Origin of the sequence: Acinetobacter sp. YH16042 (genome assembly GCF_013417245.1) — a bacterium.
In the GTDB taxonomy this organism is placed as follows: domain Bacteria; phylum Pseudomonadota; class Gammaproteobacteria; order Pseudomonadales; family Moraxellaceae; genus Acinetobacter; species Acinetobacter amyesii.
Genome location: NZ_VPEJ01000031.1, coordinates 1 through 20,976, shown reverse-complemented (window position 1 = coordinate 20,976; position 20,976 = coordinate 1). Strand labels below are relative to the sequence as shown.

Annotated in this window: 20 protein-coding genes, 1 tRNA gene and 1 pseudogene; 10 read left to right on the top strand and 12 right to left on the bottom strand. The window is 39.6% G+C overall.

Features of this window, described 5'->3' with window-relative positions; genetic code table 11:
- Nucleotides 1–103 precede the first annotated feature (103 nt).
- Complete coding sequence (locus FTV37_RS15225; RefSeq protein ID WP_218947623.1) at nt 104–382, bottom strand: hypothetical protein; 279 nt, start codon at nt 380–382, stop codon at nt 104–106.
- A gap of 293 nt (nt 383–675) precedes the next feature.
- Here FTV37_RS15225 and FTV37_RS15220 point away from each other — a divergent pair, with 293 nt between their 5' ends.
- Nucleotides 676–1,272: a YceI family protein gene (locus FTV37_RS15220; RefSeq protein ID WP_078188771.1), complete on the top strand. Its 597-nt coding sequence runs from the start codon at nt 676–678 to the stop codon at nt 1,270–1,272.
- 75 nt (nt 1,273–1,347) lie between these two features.
- Here the strand turns inward: FTV37_RS15220 and FTV37_RS15215 are convergent, their stop codons facing one another.
- Together FTV37_RS15215 and FTV37_RS15210 are read right to left on the bottom strand one after the other, a co-directional pair.
- A complete protein-coding gene (locus tag FTV37_RS15215; RefSeq protein WP_180007745.1) occupies nt 1,348–1,977 on the bottom strand; it encodes a LysE family transporter in 630 nt (209 codons plus the stop codon).
- Between the two features lie 66 nt (nt 1,978–2,043).
- Nucleotides 2,044–2,751, bottom strand: coding sequence for a glutamine amidotransferase (locus FTV37_RS15210; protein WP_180064212.1), 708 nt, complete (start codon nt 2,749–2,751; stop codon nt 2,044–2,046).
- 418 nt (nt 2,752–3,169) lie between these two features.
- Here FTV37_RS15210 and FTV37_RS15205 point away from each other — a divergent pair, with 418 nt between their 5' ends.
- Complete coding sequence (locus FTV37_RS15205) at nt 3,170–3,445, top strand: hypothetical protein (RefSeq protein WP_078193570.1); 276 nt, start codon at nt 3,170–3,172, stop codon at nt 3,443–3,445.
- Nucleotides 3,446–3,532: 87 nt separating this feature from the next.
- Here FTV37_RS15205 and FTV37_RS15200 read toward each other — a convergent pair whose 3' ends face one another.
- From FTV37_RS15200 to cysS, 3 genes are all read right to left on the bottom strand, one after another.
- Nucleotides 3,533–5,632 (bottom strand): TonB-dependent siderophore receptor, encoded by a 2,100-nt coding sequence (locus FTV37_RS15200; RefSeq protein ID WP_180064211.1) that lies wholly within the window; start codon nt 5,630–5,632, stop codon nt 3,533–3,535.
- A 626-nt stretch (nt 5,633–6,258) separates the two neighbouring features.
- Nucleotides 6,259–6,334: transfer RNA gene (locus FTV37_RS15195), tRNA-Gly, on the bottom strand.
- 62 nt (nt 6,335–6,396) lie between these two features.
- Nucleotides 6,397–7,818, bottom strand: coding sequence for a cysteine--tRNA ligase (cysS, locus tag FTV37_RS15190; RefSeq protein WP_180022703.1), 1,422 nt, complete (start codon nt 7,816–7,818; stop codon nt 6,397–6,399).
- Nucleotides 7,819–8,174: 356 nt separating this feature from the next.
- Here cysS and FTV37_RS15185 point away from each other — a divergent pair, with 356 nt between their 5' ends.
- The 8 genes from FTV37_RS15185 (at nt 8,175) to FTV37_RS15150 (ending at nt 14,025) form a co-directional block, all read left to right on the top strand.
- Entirely contained in the window at nt 8,175–9,152 is a 978-nt protein-coding gene (locus FTV37_RS15185; protein ID WP_078193567.1) for an SIS domain-containing protein, read from the top strand.
- A gap of 4 nt (nt 9,153–9,156) precedes the next feature.
- Nucleotides 9,157–9,696, top strand: coding sequence for an HAD family hydrolase (locus tag FTV37_RS15180; protein WP_078188762.1), 540 nt, complete (start codon nt 9,157–9,159; stop codon nt 9,694–9,696).
- A 35-nt stretch (nt 9,697–9,731) separates the two neighbouring features.
- Nucleotides 9,732–10,274: an LPS export ABC transporter periplasmic protein LptC gene (lptC, locus tag FTV37_RS15175; RefSeq protein WP_180027055.1), complete on the top strand. Its 543-nt coding sequence runs from the start codon at nt 9,732–9,734 to the stop codon at nt 10,272–10,274.
- Entirely contained in the window at nt 10,264–10,830 is a 567-nt protein-coding gene (lptA, locus tag FTV37_RS15170; protein WP_168377635.1) for a lipopolysaccharide transport periplasmic protein LptA, read from the top strand. Before lptC ends, lptA begins: the two co-directional genes overlap by 11 nt.
- Nucleotides 10,830–11,573 carry an LPS export ABC transporter ATP-binding protein gene (lptB, locus tag FTV37_RS15165; RefSeq protein WP_078188759.1) on the top strand — a complete coding sequence of 248 codons (744 nt, stop codon included), beginning with the start codon at nt 10,830–10,832 and terminating at the stop codon, nt 11,571–11,573. Before lptA ends, lptB begins: the two co-directional genes overlap by 1 nt.
- Nucleotides 11,574–11,842: 269 nt before the next feature.
- Nucleotides 11,843–12,442: a YigZ family protein gene (locus FTV37_RS15160; RefSeq protein ID WP_180064210.1), complete on the top strand. Its 600-nt coding sequence runs from the start codon at nt 11,843–11,845 to the stop codon at nt 12,440–12,442.
- Nucleotides 12,435–13,052 carry an acyltransferase gene (locus FTV37_RS15155; RefSeq protein ID WP_180064209.1) on the top strand — a complete coding sequence of 206 codons (618 nt, stop codon included), beginning with the start codon at nt 12,435–12,437 and terminating at the stop codon, nt 13,050–13,052. The genes FTV37_RS15160 and FTV37_RS15155 overlap by 8 nt, the downstream gene beginning before the upstream one ends.
- Nucleotides 13,053–13,182: 130 nt before the next feature.
- The gene (locus FTV37_RS15150; protein WP_078188753.1) at nt 13,183–14,025 is read left to right on the top strand and encodes a universal stress protein; all 843 of its coding nucleotides are present in this window, start codon (nt 13,183–13,185) and stop codon (nt 14,023–14,025) included.
- A 166-nt stretch (nt 14,026–14,191) separates the two neighbouring features.
- Here the strand turns inward: FTV37_RS15150 and FTV37_RS15145 are convergent, their stop codons facing one another.
- The 6 genes and pseudogenes from FTV37_RS15145 to FTV37_RS15120 all read right to left on the bottom strand — a co-directional run.
- Nucleotides 14,192–14,857, bottom strand: a complete 666-nt coding sequence (locus FTV37_RS15145) for an O-methyltransferase (RefSeq protein ID WP_078193558.1) — start codon at nt 14,855–14,857, stop codon at nt 14,192–14,194.
- A 131-nt stretch (nt 14,858–14,988) separates the two neighbouring features.
- Complete coding sequence (locus tag FTV37_RS15140; RefSeq protein WP_078188751.1) at nt 14,989–15,711, bottom strand: D-Ala-D-Ala carboxypeptidase family metallohydrolase; 723 nt, start codon at nt 15,709–15,711, stop codon at nt 14,989–14,991.
- A gap of 138 nt (nt 15,712–15,849) precedes the next feature.
- Nucleotides 15,850–16,173 carry a ferredoxin FdxA gene (fdxA, locus tag FTV37_RS15135; protein WP_004651686.1) on the bottom strand — a complete coding sequence of 108 codons (324 nt, stop codon included), beginning with the start codon at nt 16,171–16,173 and terminating at the stop codon, nt 15,850–15,852.
- 385 nt (nt 16,174–16,558) lie between these two features.
- Entirely contained in the window at nt 16,559–19,189 is a 2,631-nt protein-coding gene (mutS, locus tag FTV37_RS15130; RefSeq protein ID WP_180064208.1) for a DNA mismatch repair protein MutS, read from the bottom strand.
- Between the two features lie 286 nt (nt 19,190–19,475).
- Nucleotides 19,476–20,702 carry a diguanylate cyclase gene (locus FTV37_RS15125; protein ID WP_180064207.1) on the bottom strand — a complete coding sequence of 409 codons (1,227 nt, stop codon included), beginning with the start codon at nt 20,700–20,702 and terminating at the stop codon, nt 19,476–19,478.
- Between the two features lie 164 nt (nt 20,703–20,866).
- Nucleotides 20,867–20,976: pseudogene (locus tag FTV37_RS15120) on the bottom strand (IS5/IS1182 family transposase); the annotation flags it as partial.

Sequence of the window (20,976 nt, the reverse complement as noted above, 5' to 3'; positions counted from 1 at the left end):
AGACAAAATGACACCAAATGAGTTTTACTATGATCAGCTACCCCAACAAAACAAGGTGGCTTAACTAGAGCGGAATATCACTTATAAATACGCTTTTAGTTGTTCAAACAAGTGGAACCACCTCTATATTCCAGTAAGTGCCTACGTTGGCAAAGGTATAAATATAGATGGCTCTGCCTGTGCCAGACCCAGCCCATGGCTCAATTTGTTTCAGTTCTGGGTTGCTGAAGTTTAGGGAAACATACGCTGCGTCTTCGGCTACCAGTAGCTGAGTTGCATTTTCGACGAGTTCTTTTGAAGTATTCATAAGAAATGCCAAAACGACATCTTTGGGCGTTTTAGTATTTAAGGCTTTTTCAATAGCCAGCGATTGTTCTGTCATTTTTGGGTACTCAGATTTTTATGATGTCTAAAAATCTTAAGTGGATTTGTTTAGAAAACCTACGACTCAGATAGGTTGATGTTTCCTAAATTTAGGATAAATAACTCATGGATCAATTAAATTATTAATTATTTGAAATATATGGGAAATTTAATAATTGAGAGTGGTTGTAGATGCTGCTACAGATTTTACAAAACTATCGTTCTAAACATGCAACAAAACGTTTTATCTTTAAAGCTGTAATACGGTTAAAAACCTATAGACTTAATAGTATTCGATAGTGAGATAAAAACATGAACTTTAAAGCATTAACAATCGGTTTGGCGGTAGCATCAGTTACAACAATTTCTATGGCAAAACCTGTTGCCTATCAAATTGATCCTACTCATACAGCAACAGTATTTACTTGGAATCATTTTGGTTTCTCAACGCCTTCTGCAAACTTTAGTGACATTCAAGGGACAATTAATGTCGATAATGCAAAACCTGCAAATTCGTCTGTGAATGTGACGATTCCATTATCGAGCTTAAATACCAATGTCAAAGCATTAGATGATCATTTAAAAACAGCTGATTTCTTTGATGCTGAAAAATATCCAAATATCACGTTTAAAAGTACAAAAGTTCAAGCCATCAGCAAAACTAAATACAAAATTACGGGTGATTTAACAGTTAAAAATGTGACTAAACCAGTGGTATTGGATGCTGTATTGAACAAGCAAGCCGTTCACCCAATGACTAAGGCGGAAACGATTGGTTTCAATGCAACGACTTCTTTTGATCGTTCAGCATTTGGTGTCGGTGCATATGTACCAAATGTAGGCGACAAAATTACGGTAAATATTACGACTGAAGCGGCTGTATCTACAGCAAAGGCAGCAGCGAAATAAGATTTAGCTCCCTCAGCTAAGTTAAGAAAGCACCCATTTGGGTGCTTTTTTATGTCTTATTTAACTGGTGTGTGATCAACTGCGATTGAGCAGCAATAGGCAGCCAAAACTGATGAAAATTCCACCGGTAATGGCGTCAATTTTTTTACTAAATTTTTGATAGTAATGGGTCATTTTAGGTGCTGAGAATAAGACCGCAACCAATGCAAACCAAATCAAACTTTCAATAAAGACTAAAGCCAATAAAGAGCTTTGATCAAAAATGCTGACCTTTGCACTGATCCCAATGGAAAATACACTAGTGAAATAAACCAATGCTTTAGGATTGGCCATATTGGTCAAGAAACCTTGGAATAACAGCGTCAAAGGCGATTTTTTCTGTACAGCTTGCTCGGTTGGTTTCGTTATTGTGCCGAGGTCTTTACTCCATGCAGATTTTAATAACTGAGAGCCTAAATATAAAAGATATAAGCCACCCAAAATCATGAGGCATTGTTGTAACCAAGCCATTTTTTGAAATAGAAAATGTAAGCCACTTATTGCACAAATTGACCAAACTAAAATACTAAGTGATATACCTAATGCGGCAAATAATGCATGTGATCTGGATTGTCGAATAGCACTTTGAGTGACAAAAAAGAAGTCTGGGCCTGGGCTGATGAGAGCAAAAAAGTGGATGAGCGCAATGCTGAGTAAGGGAGTCATTCTAATGGCTTATACGTTTTGAAGTGCAACCGTTATAAGCCATTTAGCTTTAAATTAATAGCTGTTTTAAAGCTCAAGCTGTTGTAAGAATTGTTGCAAAATAAGGGGAGCAACACGTTCTAAATGAGGTGCATGTTGTTGGCTTTCCATGCGTAAATTTGGGATGTTAATTTGTGCTTTATGCAGTTCACATGTATGCCCAATTAGCCATTTTTCCATGGCCTGTGTTTCTGCTTCAATATGAAACTGTAGAGCTAGAATATTGGGCCCATAGCTAAACGCTTGATTTGGATAAATTGCTGAGCTGGCGAGTAACTGTGCATTTACAGGTAAATCAAAGGTATCACCATGCCAATGCAGTACAGGCACTTGATCTAATGGCGCTAATATATTGTCAGCAATAGCATCAAGTTCTAAGTTACTCCAACCGATTTCTTTGCTATGACCTGCATAAACTTTCGCTCCCAATGCATACGCAATAAGCTGAGCACCTAAGCAAATGCCTAAAGTCGGTAAATTACTCTCTAAACGTACTTTAAGTAAGTCTATTTCTTTTTGTAGGAAAGGGTAGTCATTAGTTTCATAAACTCCGATCGGGCCGCCCAAAATGATGGTAAGCCCTGTATGTTGCATAGCTTTACTCAGGTCATCGACACCAGCTTCGAAGTATCTCACCCGATGACCCAGTTGATAAAATACATCTTCCAATGAACCCAAATCTTCAAATGCAAGGTGTTGAATGACGTAAATGGTTTCGTTTAATGCAGTACTCATAGGGATTTTTCAGGATTAAAATTTCAAAATAGAATGTAGCTTGAATTGTCGGAGAATAAAAAGGAAAACTGTAAATTTTTCACAATTACGAAAAGAGATAAATATAGAAGTTGGCTGAAGCGTATTGTTTCACTCTTTGAGTGATTAGGTTCGATCGTTGAACTTAGCATTTAAAACCTTTGTACTGTGAAGTAAGGGATTCTCTAAAGGGATTATTGGCAAAATTTATGAGAAAAAGTGCATGAAATTTAGATAAAGCTTTGGTTTGATATAAAAAAAAGATGAAAAACCAATGGAAAAGCGTTTAGAGATGCGTATGATGAAATCTTCGACAAACAACAGTTCATTTTTCTTTTAATATCATCACATAATTAGATAACTGATTTTAAAAGTAAAAAATATAAGCCAGGGAACTTGTATGCAGTCAAAACATAATCGAGATGCTAGTCTCTTGCATGCGATACATAAAATTTTATTAAAGGAATGGGACCCCTTAGGGATTCGCCGTATTCCTGCTTTACGTGATGAATATGATGATTATTTGCCCAATATTTTTAAATTAATTCAAGAGGATTCAAGTGAATCAGAAATTTTTGAATATTTATGGTGGGTTGAGCAAAAGGTCTTAGAGAAAAAAGGGCAGAAGGAACATACCCTCAAAATTGCGAAAATGTTGAAGGCAATAGAGCGCTAGTTTGCGGTCGTGTATGCATAAAAAAACCGATACGTTGTCCGTATCGGTTTTTTATTTTGAATCTCTTAGCAGTCTCTTAGAAACGGTTTAAAATTTCTTTTCTAAGGTAAACATAAAGCTTGGAATTGCTTCATTAATACGTGATTGATACAGCGCGCCAGAACTTTGTTCTTTTAACACTTCTTTATAATCTGAGCTGAGAATATTACGTGCATTCACCGATGCAGACCAATTTTGATCAAAGCGTTTAGTAAAACTCACATCCATATTGACGCGTTCATTGCTGGTGCGATTGTACGGTTCGTTACTCAGCGCACGTGTATATTCAGGGGTATAATTGAGATTCACACTAGTTGCTATACGCCACGGTTGATAATTATAAGATAAACCAGCACTTGCGGTATAAGGTGCAACATCACTTGCCAAACGGTCAGAGCCGTCAGTTTCTTCAATTTTTGCACGTACAGTTGAAAGCTGAGCATTCAACATAAATGAATGACCATTCTCCGTTTGCTTCAGTGCATAACGTCCAGCAATTTCCACACCATAAGTAGTTGCACTGTCTTGGTTATATGGGCGTTCGACAAAACGGCAATCGGTATTTCCCGTTTCGCAACGACCGCCTGTAGCATTTTCTGACAGGATCGATTTTTCGATATAGTCATTAATTTCTCGATAATATGCAGTGATATTTACACCTCCAGCAGGGGTGTTATAGCCTAAGGTTGTTTCGTAAGCATTAATAGTTTCAGGTCTTAGGTCAGGATTACCACCACGATCAGGATTGTTTAGTTTCCCTGCATCGCTATCTGTAGAAACTGAAATAGTCGGCATTAATTGATTGCTACGTGGGTTTTTAAAAGCCTGACTCAAATTGGTTTGAAGTGACCACTGGTCATTAAAGTCAAAACGGTGTGCTAATACAGGACTTAAATGCTGATCTTGATAATCCACTAAACCTGAACGATCAATCCACTCTTGGCGTACACCTAAAGTTAAGGTTTGGCGCGGCGTATATTTCCAACTTCCTTCAACATAGGCAGCATACAATTGTTCATCTAAGGTCTTTGCAATATTGCTTTCAAGTTCATTGCTACGTAGATCAGTACCAAATTTTATTTGGCGTTTTGAGTCGAACTTGCGGACACCGTCATAGCCTAAGCCATATTCATTAATTTGTTCATCAATATACGATTGAGAATCTCTATACTCTGTTAATTCTGTTTCATTTTGCTGCTCGATTGATAAGCGAATTTTGTCGGAATTGCCTTGGTCTTTACGCTCATATCGTGTGTTGAGTCGAATGCTGTCATTTTTATCTTTTTGGACTTGGGAGCCACTTGTGCCTTCGCTTTCATTGTTGCGATAAAACATTTCAGCGACCAATTTTTGTTGATCATCAAGTTGATATTCAACACGTGGGGTGAGCATTTGCGACGTACGATTGGTGATGCGTTTTTGAGTTTTCGTCCCTGTTGCATCTTGTGTGCGGGTGAGCGTATCTGAATCATTCCACATTTGGCTCCCAGATAAACTATAGATCCAAGGGTCTGAACGACCATCCATTTGAAAGTTTAAATTGGTGCGTTCTTCTTCACGTGTATTTGATTTGGTTAGACCATAACCAGCACGTACAGAACCACTCAAACGCGTGCCATTCAATGGTTCTTTTAAAATAATATTAATGACAGCAGATGAAGCAACCGAGCCTTGAGCTACACTTGGTTGTTTGGTGATTTCAAGGCGTTCGATCATTTCCGGTGTAATGCTATCAACAATTGACATGCCCCCACGAGGACCACCTTGTACAGGTTCACCATTGATTAAAAACACGGGTGCGCCACCACCACGAAAACGCATGCCGCCAGCACCTGCACCACCACGTGGACCACCGCCGGCACCGGGGAGTTGAAACCCTGCAGCACGACGCAGTGCATCATTGATGGACTGATCGCCAAATTTCAACATTTCATCACGGCTTATGATGGTTTTTGCGACAGCACTGATATCTGGGTCTTTGGGCTTAGTGCTTGCTGTTGGAACTTCAAATGTTAAAGCTTCCATTTGCTGAACTGCTGCAGATTCTTGGGGATTTTGAACAGTATCTGCGGCCCAAATTGATGTTGAGATCGTAAGTAATGCGTAACTTAAGCTGGTCAGTTTGAGTGTGGTGTGCGCGCCGTGCATTATTTGGTTGTCCAAATGTAATTTTGGCAAAGAATAACGGAAAATTATGGAGAAAAATTGAGGAGAATAACCAAGATGAGCATTTCATCTGATTATTTTTTAACAGGTAGGCGAAAGGTCATATTGCAATAAGGAAAGCCTTATTCGTTGGGGGAAAATTAAGGCCTATTAACGTCGCTACAATATAATAAATAACTGAGGTGACGCAGTAGCATCAGAAGCGTACTTTGCTTCAAATAATAAAGATACGCGGTAATGTCATCCGCAATTGTTTGAGACAGGACGACTTCTAATCAAAATGTTTTTGCGATACGTTGAATAATTTGACGGTAGTGAACGAGTTTTGTTGGTGAGGTGCATTGCACCGCAAAATGGTCTCCTTGCGAAGCACGCTTCTCATTTTGCCGAATGAGAAACAACGTTTCGTAAAGTACCCCCAGCCGAAGGCTAATCCCTGTATTTAATCCCTAAATGTAAGACTTCGTCGAATAGACGTAAATATTATTTTAAAAATGCGAAATGACTTTTATGTGCATAACATGAGTAAATAAATCTAAAAATAAGCCTTTGAAGAAAAATTTAAACATAAAAAAACCCTCATCTTTCGATGAGGGTTTTTCGTATTCTGGAGCGGGAAAGGAGACTCGAACTCCCGACCCCAACCTTGGCAAGGTTATGCTCTACCAACTGAGCTATTCCCGCAATGAGGTGAATTATAGAGAATTTCACACAACTGTCAACTCTCTATGCTTCTGTTTGCTTAATTAATCAGCACGGCGCCAAATAGTGCCTTGACGAGTATCTTCAAGAACAACCCCTTGATCTAACAAAGATTGGCGAATGTCATCTGCTTTGGCAAATTCTTTGGCTTTTTTCGCATCTTTACGTTTTTGAATTAAATCTTCAATCTGTTCTTCTGATAAGCCTAATGCTTCCTGACCGATATCAGATTTCAGGAAATCATCCACATTGTGTTGCACCAAACCTAAAATATTGGTCAAGTGACGCAATGTCGAATAATACACAGCCGCTTGTTCAGCATTTTCATCTTTTACGGCACGGTTCAATTCTTTGTTGACTTCAAACAATACCGCAATTGCTTCTGCGGTGTTGAAATCATCACGCATAGCGGCATTAAAGCGCTCAACTAAAGCATCATCCAAAGTTTCTACGGTTTTTTCACCATAGACTTGCTGATAAGCTTTAAATGAATGATAGAAACGGGAAAGGGTATTTTTCGCTTCTTTTAAAGCAGTGTCAGAGAAGTTTACTGGGCTACGGTAATGTGATGACACAATAAAGAAGCGAATCACTTCAGGGTGGAATTTATCCATCACATCACGAATAGTGAAGAAGTTACCTAAAGACTTCGACATTTTTTCGCCATCGACATTAATAAAGCCGACATGCATCCAGTAATTAACATACTGTTCGCCAGTAGATGCCTCAGATTGCGCAATTTCATTTTCATGATGCGGGAAAGTTAAGTCTGAACCGCCACCATGAATATCAAAATGGTTGCCTAAGCAGCAGGTCGACATCGCTGAACATTCAATATGCCAGCCCGGACGGCCATTGCCCCAAGGCGAAGCCCAAGAAGGTTCATTTTCTTTGGCATGTTTCCAAAGCACGAAGTCAAAAGGATGTTTCTTTTCTACTTCTACATCAACGCGTTCAGAAGCACCAGCCTGCATATCGTCAAGTTTACGACCCGAAAGACGACCATATTTGGCAAACTTTTCAACTTCAAAATAAACATCGCCATTTGCAGATGGATATGCTGTACCTTTGTTGACTAAGTTACCAATCATATTCTGCATTTGATCGATATAGTCTGTTGCACGTGGTGCTTCATCAGGTGCTGCACAACCTAAATTGGCAGCATCTTCGTTCATGGCCTTGATAAAGCGATCGGTTAAAGCAGTAATGCTTTCGCCATTTTCATTGGCACGGGCAATGATTTTGTCGTCAATATCGGTAATGTTGCGAACGTATTTAACGTTCCAGCCCTGACTGCGCAGGAAACGGATAATGTAGTCGAATGCAACCATAACTCGAGCATGACCAATATGACAGTAGTCATACACGGTCATTCCACAGACATACATGTCGATATGTCCTTCTTTACGAGGTACGAATTCTACTTTTTTACGTTGCTCTGAGTTATATAGAACAAAAGGTTGCATAGGTCTTCAAATTGTTTCTACCAAAAGATGGCTCATCTTAACCTAAGCATTTTTTTTCATAAAGTTAAAACCCAAAAAAGCAGATATTTTTTAATGCTTGATGTAATTGTATTGCTGGAAAAAGAAGTTGAAGGCTCATTTGATTCGGGCTGAATTTCATTTGAGAGTTTAATTCAATTTATCTGTTCCTAAGATAAAAAAGAAGAAATGCATCTTTTCTGCATAATTCATGAATTCTTATACATTTGGAAACGTGCTATTTGCATAGATATGATAAAATTGTGAAAATTTTTTATTTTGAAAGTGAGAGCGCACCTCTCACGGCTTAAGGTATAACAACTTTGAATCCACCAAATATGCCGAATCAAGTCGATTTTCAGAAAGTCGCATTAGAAACTTTGCGTATTGAAGAGCATGCTTTACAAGTATTAGCGACGCAAATAGATGATCGTTTTAGCCAAGCCTGCGAAATCATTTTACAGTGCAAAGGGCGTTTAGTGATTACTGGTATGGGCAAATCGGGGCATATCGGTCGTAAAATGGCCGCTACGTTTGCCTCGACAGGTACGCCATCTTTCTTCATGCATCCGGGTGAAGCTGGGCATGGTGATTTGGGCATGTTGGTTAAAGGAGATGTGCTCATTGCAATTTCAAACTCAGGTAAGAGTGATGAAATTATGATGCTGATGCCATTGATCAAACATTTGGGCATTCCTCTAATTACCATGAGTGGCGACAATAAAGGCCCAATGCCACAAAATGCCGATGTCGCATTGACCTTGGGTAATATTCAAGAAGCATGCCCTTTGGGGCTAGCTCCGACCTCAAGTACCACTGCAACATTAGCCTTAGGTGATGCCCTTGCGGTTGCTTTATTGGATGCACGTGGCTTTACCTCGGATGATTTTGCACGCTCTCATCCTGCTGGAGCGTTGGGTAAGCGTTTGTTATTGCATGTAAAACATCTAATGCATACAGGTGAAGACTTACCCAAAGTGTCGCCAGAGACACCAATGAATAAAGTTCTGTATGAAATTTCAAATAAACGTTTGGGACTCACCACGATTGTCGATGAAAACGATACCTTATTGGGTATCTTTACCGACGGTGACTTACGTCGTTTGATTGATAAACAGCAAGGCTTTGATGTGAATATGAAAGTCTCAGAAGTGATGATTAAAAATCCTTTGACCATTTCACAAGAAGAACGCGCGGTACATGCTTTAGAACGTATGAACGAAAAGAAAATTACACAATTTGTAGTTGTTGATGATGTCAATAAAGTGATTGGGATTATCAGCATGCATGATTTGATTCAGGCTGGGGTAAATTAAGAAAATGGCATCGTATGTATTGCTAGAACAAGCGCGTCACATAGAAGCACTAGTACTGGATGTAGATGGAATTTTAAGTGATGGATTTGTAACGTTGACCAATAGCGGCGATGAAATCAAATCTTTTGATATTCGTGATGGCTTAGGCATGAAGTTGGTGCAAAAAGCGGGTATCAAAGTCATCATTATTACCGGCCGTAAAAGTAATATTGTTGAAAAACGCATGTCTGACTTAGGTGTGGACTTGGTTTTTCAAGGTCGTGAAGACAAAGGCGTTGCTTTGACAGAAGCCTGCGCACAGTTCGGTATTGATCCTTCAGATTGCCTATATATGGGTGATGACTGGCCCGATCTTTCAGCCTTTGCTATTGCAGGGATGAAAGTGACCGTGCCGAATGGACATTTAGAAGTACGTCGCCGTGCAGATCTTGTCACTCAGGCGATGGGTGGACGTGGTGCTGTTCGTGAAATTTGCGATATGCTTTTAGTGTCTAAAGGTGTATACCAGGAACTACTTGAAAAATATGCAAGTGCACCTTATTAATAAATTGATGCAGTCATTGGATTGAATCTCCGCTTATGGATACTAAAGTTTTATACGTGACAGCTGTGGTCATTGCTGCTGTAAGCGGTGGTTTTTACTATTTCGGTGGAAAGGGTAATAAGCTTCAGGCGGACTCTTCGAAAAGTATGACTTACTCAGCTGAAAACATTAACCTGACGCAGACTGATGAGCAGGGAAAATTGCATATTCGTGCGCAAGTCGATCGACTTGAGCAGGATTTGCAAAAGCAAACTTCTCATTTGGTCAATCTGAAAGCATCGACCTATCAAGATGGTGCTGTCGATGCCACGTTCTTTGCCAAACAAGCCAATGGTATGGATGATAACCAAAAAGTCGTACTGAGTGACAATGTGGTTGCAACGAAATTGATGCGTGAAGGGCAAATGGAGTTTCGTACTGAGGAACTAACTGCTTTTCCAAAAAAGCGTGAAATAGAAACGGACAAGACTGTAACGGTGATTTCACCACAAGCCGAATTTGTCAGCCAAGGTTTAAAAGCAAATTTAAACGACGGTCAATACGAATTTTTTAATATTCGAGGAAAGTATGAACCATAATTTTAATCGAAAAACTGCAAAAACTTTCCTAAAACGTACAGCGCTACTCGGTTCACTGGCGTTATGTTCAGTTGCAGCTTTTGCTTTGCCTTCAGATCGTAATCAACCGATTTCATTGGTTGCCGATCGTGCAACGTTTAATGAAAAAACCGGGATTACGACGTATACCGGTAATGTCATCATTGAACAGGGTTCAATGAAGCTGCAGGCAAACTCAATCGTTGCGAACTTAAACAGCAAAAAAGAGATCAGTACGATTACAGCAACGGGCGGACCAGCACATTTCCAACAAAAAACTGATCCTGCCAAAGGCTTTGCAAAAGGCCAAGCTCAGAAGATCGTCTACAATGCTGAAACGGGTATTATCACCATGACGGGTGGTGCTTTGTTACAACAAGATGGTGCAAGTATTCGTGGTAATAGCCTGAAATACAGTATGAATAAAGGTGACATCGTTGCCGAAGGTACACCAAATAAATCTGGATCTTCTTCAGGTCGTGTTCAAATCGTGATTCCACCGTCAAGCACTAAGTCCTTCCCAGGAGCACGTGATTAATGGAGCAAACCTCGCAAGTTCAAACTTTATGTATTAAACATTTAGCCAAAAACTACAGTAAGCGTTGGGTGGTAAAGGATGTATCCTTTAGCATGCAAAGTGGTCAAATTGTGGGTTTACTTGGTCCAAATGGTGCAGGTAAAACCACAAGTTTCTATATGGTTGTTGGCCTGGTGCGTATGGATAAAGGTGAGATTCATTTAGATGATCTTGATTTGTCTGACTTAGCAATGCATGAGCGCGCACGTAAAGGTATTGGTTATCTACCTCAAGAAGCATCTATTTTTAGAAAATTAACCATTTCTGAAAATATCATGTCGATTTTAGAAACCCGTAAAGATCTAAATAAGCAACAACGTCAGCAACGTTTAACGGAATTGCTTGCCGACTTTAAAATCACACACATCAAAGATTCTCTTGGTATGAGTGTGTCGGGTGGTGAGCGTCGTCGTGCGGAAATCGCGCGTGCTTTAGCGGCAGACCCTAAATTTATGTTGCTCGATGAACCTTTTGCAGGGGTTGATCCTATTTCAGTGGGTGATATCAAAGACATTATCCGAACATTGAAAGATCGTGGTATTGGTGTATTAATTACTGACCATAATGTGCGTGAAACCCTTGCGATTTGTGAGCATGCTTATATCGTGAGCGAAGGTTCAGTGATTGCAGAAGGTACTCCAGAAGAAGTCCTTGCGGATGAAACTGTACGTAAAGTTTATCTTGGTGATGATTTTACCGTTTAATTGAATAAAATAAGGAATTTCCCGTTGAATGGCGCTAGTTTCATTCAACGGGTTTATGTTATTGTCTGAAATGACAAAAACTGAGCGATTAATCTAAAAAATTAACAAGAATTCAGTATACTTTAAACTAAAAATACGACCTGCAAAAATCATGCGATTACGAAAGATGAATGGTCTTCAATCAAGCCTCCAGTATTGGGGGCTTTTTTGTGGATGTAAGTCTTTCAAAAAACGCTATAATATCCGTTGATAGAGGATCTAAAGACGTTATGCCATTTACACTCGCCGCACAGTTTGAATATGAAGAAGACATTAAAAAAAGTCGTTTTCAAGCCATCGCAGTTCCTGTGGAAAATGAACAAGCCATTAAAGATTTTCTCGAAGCCAATAAAGATATCTCAACAACACATCAGTGTTGGGCATGGAAAATTGGACATACCGTACGTTTTAATGATGATGGTGAGCCTTCAGGCACAGCAGGTCGGCCCATTCTAGCAACCATAGAAGGGAATGACCTAACCAACGTGTTGGTCTTGGTTAATCGTTGGTATGGTGGAATTAAGCTCGGGACAGGGGGATTGGTACGTGCCTATGGTGGCTGTGCAGGTCAATGCCTGTTGCAGGCTGAAAAAATTGAACTTATTGAGAAGAAAAAAGTGCAATTTAGTTGTCAGTTTAATGAATGGGCAATTTTCCAATATGAACTCAATCAGCAGCAAATTGAATTTCAGGAAGACTATACAGCGCAGGGCGTAAATGTACTTACATCATTGCAAATTCATCAAATCCAACCGCTACAGTTAAAAATTCAGGATATAACTCGCGGACGTGAACAATTGCATATCATCGAGGCTGCTGAAGGTGAATGAAATAGATCCATTATTGAAATATCGAGAGCAACATAAGCATCGTCTGAATTATATGCCTTGGTTGTATTGGTCACTTAAACCGAAAAATCGTGGTTGGGCCGAAGCTTGGCAACAGGAATATCAAGACTATCTCAAATCGATGGAAACCGTTGAAATTGGTGAAAACTGTTTTATATCGCCATTGGCTCATATTTTTGCTGAACCGGGACGTAAGATTGTTATTGGAGATAACAGCTTTATTGCAGCAGATTGCACTTTGCATGGCCCAATTGAAATTGGCAATGAAGTGGCGATCAATCATCACTGTATTATAGATGGTGGGCGAGTGGGCATCAAAATTCACGATCAGGTTCGTATGGCGGCATATTGCCATTTATACGCTTTTGATCATGGAATGGATGTCAATCAACCGATCTATCAACAAGCTGTACGTTCACAAGGGATTGAGATAGAGCGTGATGTTTGGCTAGGTGCGCATGTTGGAATCAAGGATGGCATTCACATTGCTGAGCAGGCTGTGGTCGGTATGAACAGTATGGTGACGAAAAATGTTGAAGCACGTGCCATTATTGCGGGTAATCCTGCAAAATTCATTCGATATCGTGAATAAATAATCACCAAATAGGTCATAAATCATTTTTATGCTTACACAAATGCATGCACAGTGAAACAGAGTTGTGATAAGTTAAAAATAACAAACAACATTTTATAGCCAAGCAATAATAAAATGAGGGCTAATCATGAAACGAGTTATCGCCTGTATCGACTCTTCTCCATGCATTAATGCACTAGCTGATGCTGCTGCTTGGGTTGCTAAACAAACTCACCGCGAGTTGGTTTTACTACAAATACTTGATTACTATCCGGCAAGTTATCACTTAGGTGAAATCAGTGGCGTGATTGGGTTTGAAAGTAATGCTATGCTCTTGAAAGAACTCGCGGAGTTAGAACAAAAACAAAGTGATTTAGCGTTAGATTATAGTAATAACTTGCTCAAACACATTTCTGAAATGATCCAAGATAAGCATGGTATTCAAACCACCCATATTCAGGAAAAGGGCGACTTCTTAGAGCAAAGTTTTAATGTGTTGCAAGATGACGATATTGTTTTAATTGGTCGCGTGGGTGAACGTTCAGCAGAGCGCAATAAGCCGCTTGGTAGTAATGTTGAAAACTTTATACGTGGTGCAAGTTGTACAGTTATGACTGTAGGGCCAACGTTTAAACCACCGACTCGCTTTATTTTTGCCTATGAATATTCGCCTAAATGCGTTGAGTTAATGAAGCGTGTGGCACAAAGTGATCTACTCAAACTCTTACAATGTCATTTGGTTTATGTTGGAGATCACCCACAAATCTTGGATGATCCAAAAAATTATTTAACCAATGCCGGTTTAGATGTGGTGACGGAATACCGTTATGGCGATGTTTCGGAAAATATTCTGGACTATCAACAAGAGCATGGCATTCAGTTAATCGTACTTGGCGCTTTTAGCCACAGTAAAATCCATCAGTTCTTCTTGGGCAGTATCACCACCAGTATTTTCAGAAATTCGAGTGTTCCATTGTTGGTTGTAAAATAAGTTGAGCAAACGAACAGAGTTGATTTAAAAACAATCAGAGTTATCCTCATAAATTGTGGATAACTCTGTGTGCAGTGTTTATAAGTAATTGTTTTGAAAATAAAATACTGTATTGATTATTTTTTATACCTTTACTCAAGATGTCTAAAAAACACCTCGATTAAGATTATTTAACGATTGCAATTGCAAAACCATCATGACCTTTACAACCTACAGTTTGAAGTGCCGTGCAGGATAAAATTTTCGGATGATTTTGCATAGCTTTGAACATATCACGAATACCTTCAATGCTTGGTTTATGGTTTTCAGCATTCAGAATCTCACCTGCACGAATCACATTGTCTAAAACAATCACTGTACCTGAATGAGATAAATTTAAGCTTAATTCTAAATATTCAGGGTAGCTCTGTTTGTCTGCATCGACAAAAATAAAGTCAAAAGGTTCGGTATCTTCAGGAAGGGCACGTAAAATATCTGCCGCACGACCACATTTCAGTTCTATCGTTTGTGCAAGCTTTGCATTATCAATATTTTCTTGACCGAGGGCAGCATGTGTATCACGACCTTCAATAGTCAGAATGTAACCATCTTCAGGTAAGGCACGTGCTAACCACATGGTGCTATAGGCTGCAAAAGTTCCAAGTTCTAAAACGCGTTTACACTTGTTCATTTGGATTAACATTTGAAGCAGCATGCCTTGATTAGCCGCTACAGCAAGATGATCAGGAAAGCCACGTTCATCCGTATGTTGAAGTGTTTGGGTCAATATTGGATCTTCAGGAATTAAATGTGAATCGATGTAAGCATCAATGTCTGTCCACATTTGTTGCATGTTGTCGCACCTCGTGATTGATGCAAGCATTTTAAACCTTTCCACCAACATCGCAATTTATTGTTCTATATTTGAATATTTTATGTACAAAAAAGACCTCCGAAGAGGTCTTGATATGACGATGTAATGTTTTAGTAATTACACATTGATGAGCGACTTGAGTGATCAGGCCCCCAAGTACGGTAGCCTTGAGTATCAATATGAATTTGTCCGCTGGCATATAAACCTAATCCCATATTGAGACTCTGCCCGTGTTGTGACCAAAATTGGCATAAACGGAACTTGGTATTTTCAATATAACTGTAGTCTTCGGGCTGCGGGTACGCAGGTCCAATACGGAAATCAATCGCAGAGTTGTATAAGTGACGAGATGAACTTGCACCACCGGCACACTGGTTCAAAGGCAAATCACGATAAACCGATGTCACTTCAAAGTCCGTTAAGATATTGGCAGCTACTAAATATTTAAAGACACGTAAGGTTGCAATTTGGTTTTGCCATAATTCACGGTTAGGTACCATATATTCTGAGCGACCACATTTTTGCCAGTCACGTGCAGTACGCATCAACTCAAATGAAGGAATGATATTGCCTACACCATTTTTCTCTAAAAAGACTTCATAGTCTCGAACGCGACGTAAATTATCGACAGACGCGACCCACGAATTGTAGGCATAAGGCACCACTTTAGGCGGGGCTTGTCTGATGGTCGTCACTTTTTCTTGAGGTATGTAAATACGTTTACCGTCGGGAGTTGTAATAGTGTGACCTTGTTTTTGTGGTGTAGTTGTACAACCAATGAAAACAAGAGGGAATATTGCAACGGACAATAATCCCTTGAGTAAATGCTTCATTATAGAAATCAATTATTTATAAACTCGTTCTATTTTAATCCAATTTGATTGAGAAAATTTGAATAATTTGCAATGAAATGTGTGCTTTAAGTATAAAAAAAGATCAGCATGTGCTGATCTTTTCATGAAAGCGTAAAATTACTTTTCAAGATATTGTAATTTATCAGCTTTACCGTTCCACTCTTCACGGTCGGCAGGTTGATCACCAATTTGAGTGATGTTCGGCCATTTTTGAGAAAGTTCAGTATTAAGTTCGATAAATACTTCTTGACCTTCAGGTAACTCATCTTCAGAGAAAATCGCGTTAGCTGGACACTCAGGTTCACATAGCGCACAGTCGATACATTCATCTGGATTAATAACAAGGAAGTTTGGACCTTCATAGAAACAGTCAACAGGGCAAACTTCTACGCAGTCTTGATATTTACATTTAATACAGTTTTCAGTGACAACAAAGGTCATGGCGACAGCTACCTAAAAAATATGGTTCTAATAAACTAATGGTGTATTTTAGGCAAAAAATAGGGTAACTAACAATTCCTTTTATTGATAATTATTATATGCAGTGCTGTTAAAATCACTAAAAACTGAACAATTTATGTAAATTTCACAATGAATGAGAATCATACTCAAAAACTAATTAAATTACATCTGTTTATCGAACAATATTTTTATGTGCATTTTAAGCATGAAACATTTTAGAACATTAATTTTTTATCAATTTATTGCTGAATAGCCGCAGTAGTAGATAGCAAACATTCACTAATTTACGCGTTTGAATGGTGTCAATGCAAAGAACACCTTCATTGGTGTTCTTTGCATATCTCATCTATCGCTTCTGCTCAATTTAGATCTTAAGTAAATCCTTTAAAGCGTAAAGCTGTTGTAATGCTTCACGTGGACTTAAGTTATCGATATCAATATCTGCTAAGGCATCAAGTACGGGCGATGTTTTTTCAACTTCAACTACGCGTTCAATGACTTCAGGCTCTGCGAGTGCCGAGAATAGATCGGTTTGTACAGCCGTATTGAGTTGCTGTTTTTGCTGAGTTTCTAATATATGAAGGCGATTTTGCGCTTCTTTGATCACAGCTGCAGGAATACCTGCAAGCTTTGCCACCTGTAGACCATGACTTTGACTCGCTGGGCCTTGTTGAACTTTATGCAGTAAGATCAGGTTGCCATTTAGCTCACGAGCAGTCACATGATAGTTATCTATATTGGCGTCTTTGCCTAACTCGGTGAGCTCAAAATAATGCGTTGCAAATAGGCATAAACATTTAATGCGACGGGTGAGATCGAGCACACATGCCCACGCCAAAGATAAGCCATCATAGGTACTCGTACCACGTCCGACTTCATCCATCAGTACCAATGATTGATTGGTCGCATGATGTAGAATCTGTGAGGTTTCAGTCATTTCCACCATGAAGGTTGATTTGCCTGTAGACAAGTCGTCGGCAGATCCTATACGGGTAAATATCCGATCGATCGGCCCTAATACGGCAGATTGGGCAGGGACAAAGCTACCACAGTAGGCTAATAAGCTGATTAAGGCAGTTTGGCGCATAAAGGTCGATTTACCGCCCATATTTGGCCCTGTGATAATCGCCATGCGGTGATTAAAGTCCAAACTAGTATCATTTGGAGTAAATGCTGATTTGCTCAGAGATTCCACAACTGGGTGACGTCCGGCTTTGATTTTGATCCCAACTTCAGGGCTATATTCAGGACGTGACCAATTTCGTAATCGAGCTTGATGGGCAAAATTAGCCAGTAAATCAATTTGCGCTATAGCGGCGCTCATCATTTGTAAGTTGCCAATATCTGCACGTAACTCATCAAGTAATAGCTCAAAGAGCATTTTTTCGCGCGCTAATGCACGTGACTCACTCGAAAGCACCTTATCTTCAAAAGATTTCAGCTCAGGGGTAATGTAGCGTTCCGCATTTTTTAGAGTTTGGCGGCGAATATAATGATCAGGTGCTTGCTCAGCCTGTGCTCGAGTCAGTTCAATATAGTAGCCACTGACACGGTTATAGCCAATTTTTAAGGTTGAAATTCCGGTTTGTTCACGCTCTTTGATTTCGAGATCAATGAGGAATTGTCCTGCATGGTCACGAATTTTACGCAGTTCATCGAGTTCAGTGTCGAAGCCCTCGGCAATCACATTACCATCACGTAAAAGCACCGGCGGGTTTTCTACGATGGCAGACATAAGACGCTCATGTAAGCCGTGAAAATCACCCATTTCATCATTTAACTGAGCGATCAGCTTAGATTGATGTGCCTGAATGATCGGTTCAAGTGCATGTCGAAGATAGGGAATTTGTGCACAAGTTTGACGTAACTGAACAAGGTCTCGTGGTCGAGCACTGCCGAGCGCTACACGAGATAGCACTCGTTCAATATCGCCAATTTCCTTGAGAACTAAGCGGATCGGAGACTCATGATAGCCTTGCAGCATCGCTTGTGAAGCATCTAAACGCGCATCCAATAAAGCGGTATCTCGTAAAGGCTGCATTAAGGTACGACTTAATAGACGGCCACCCATCGCAGTTTGGCAATCATTGATCAGTTGGAACAGGGAAGTGCCATGTTCAAATAAAGGATCAATCAGTTCTAAGTTACGACGAGTGACGGGGTCGAGCGCCACGAAATCACTACTTTGTTCAAGTTGAATGCTGCGGATATGTGGTAAAGCAGTTTTTTGAGTGACTTTTGCATAGTGAATCAAAGCCGCAGCGGCAGCTTTCGCCAAAGGTAAATGGTCAATACCAAAACCTGAAAGTGTGGCTACTGCAAATTGGTCACACAGCGTTTTTTGCGCGTTATTTAAATTGAAGTCGACATTTGGACGCTTGGTAACAGGGCAGTCTAATTGACGTTTAATTTGCTCGACAATATTCGGGTCAATGAGATCTTCATCAATCAAAATTTCGCTCGGCATTAAACGTGAAAGTTCGATTGCCAATTGTTCCAGTTGATAGTCCATTTGCTGAACTTTAAAAATACCTGCACTGAGGTCTAGTAAAGCAATCCCGATTTGATTTTGTTGTAAGCAGATCGCGACTAAATTGGAACTTTGATGAGAGGCAATCAGTGCATCGTCTGTTAATGTTCCCGGGGTAATGATACGGACAATTCCTCGCTCAACTGGCCCTTTGCCAGTTACTTCACCAATTTGTTCGCAGATCACCACCGTTTCACCTTTTTTTACAAGGCGGGCTAAATAGCCTTCAGCTGCGTGGTACGGGACGCCAGCCATGGGAATGGGCTCACCATTGGCTTTACCACGATGCGTCAGTGTAATTCCTAAGAGTTTTGCTGCTTTATGCGCATCTTCAAAAAAGAGCTCATAAAAATCACCCATCCGATAAAACATCAGTGAATGCGGATTTTGCATTTTGACTGACATGTACTGTTGCATCATCGGGGTCAGGGTTGAAAGGTCAACTTTGGAATTATCAGCTTGCATGAAACGAAATACCTTAAAATAAAAATTTGTGCGCTGCTAAACGAAAAACACTGTTTTGATGAAAATTGGATTTAGAAAAAGTCCTTATATTTATATTGTCTCTTCATTCAAAACCACAGGTGTACGTTAACAAATCGTGTTGCTGATTCTAGCAAAAAAAGTGACAGGAAAATGCCAGAAAAGGTTTGTCTGCATGTAAAAAAAGCAGTCAAAATATTATTTATAAACGCTAAAAAGTCTGTGTGTAAATTCAACAATGGATAAATTCACAAAGCGATAGACTGACTCAAACATCTAGCTGCGCTTCAGCCTGAGCTAATCGATATTGGTTGCGACCGCTGCCTTTTGCAAGGTAAATCGCTTGATCGGCAGCCAATATAAATTTTTGAATTTGATCAGATTCAGATGGAGTGATCGTTGCCGTACCGATGCTAATCGTCACAAATTTGGAAATATGGCTGGCTGGATGTGGAAGTTCAAGTGATTGAATACGGTGTAATAAATCTGCTGCCAAAGGTGCAATCTCAGCTTCAGTTAACATCGGAAAGAGGAGTAAAAACTCTTCTCCACCGTAGCGCGCAGCTAACTCACCACTTCGATTGGTAATTTGAGATAAGACCTCTGCAATTTGGGTCAGGCAGATGTCACCCGCCTGATGTCCTAAATGATCATTATAATTTTTAAAAAAATCGATATCGATCATCATGATGCTTAACGGTTGTTGATGACGTAGGGCATAACGCCATTGCTGTTCTAATGCTTCAGATAACTGACGACGGTTTGCAAGCCCAGTCAATGGGTCATGCTCTGTCATTTTTTTCAATTGTTCAGATTGTTTTTGCATCTCATTTTGATGCAGTTCAATAATGCAATTTTGTAAGAAGTTTTCACGGTGTTGACGGTCAATTACATAGGCAATCGCCATACCCAGAAAGCTACTATAGGTATATGTACGATTTAAGAACGTCCAGTCAATTTGAAAATCAAAAGCTTTGGTAATGATGTATCCAATCAAGCCACCGCACCAACCCGCAACCACGGCAGTATAAAAACGCATACCAACAAAGGCATAGATGATGACCACGGCATACATCATGGCAGCATGTAATAGCGCATCATTGTGATAATTACCTATCATGGTAATGATGATAAATGTGATCGCAACAGCGCACATCGAGCCTAAACAAGTATAAGCATCAAAATAAGGGTTCAAACGCGGAACAAAAGATAAAACCCATGCACTCAGAATGATAATCTCCACCCAAATGTACAGAGAAATCCATAAAACTGCGTCATGACCCGCAGGGATCACTTGATAAATCCCTGAACATAACAGGGCATACAGGAAAAAAATAATGATCCCGCGAAAACGAAATTCTTTCGCCGCTTCATCACGGTAGAGCGGCTGATAAATGGATTCTAAATTTGGCGTAAAATAAACTTTATTTAATCGAGTTTTGATTAAACCCTCAATTTCATCCCGATGAAGTAACTTTGAGCCTTTTAATTTCATAATTCGATATGCTCATAAAAAATTTAGGATATGTGCACAACTTTTTTGTCTATATTTAACCCGTATTTATCTCTAATATAAGATTTGTATAAAATTTAACAAGTGATTTTGAGTTTTAAAATGATTAAAAAATAAAGGCTTATATAATAGATTTCTTTCATAAGTCATTTTTCACTCAGCTCCAAGTTATAAATTCCAGCAATTAGATTGAATCTTAATGCTAGTCTTTTGCCTCGATTGCGATATCGCTCAGCAAGAATTTTGAAGGTTTTCA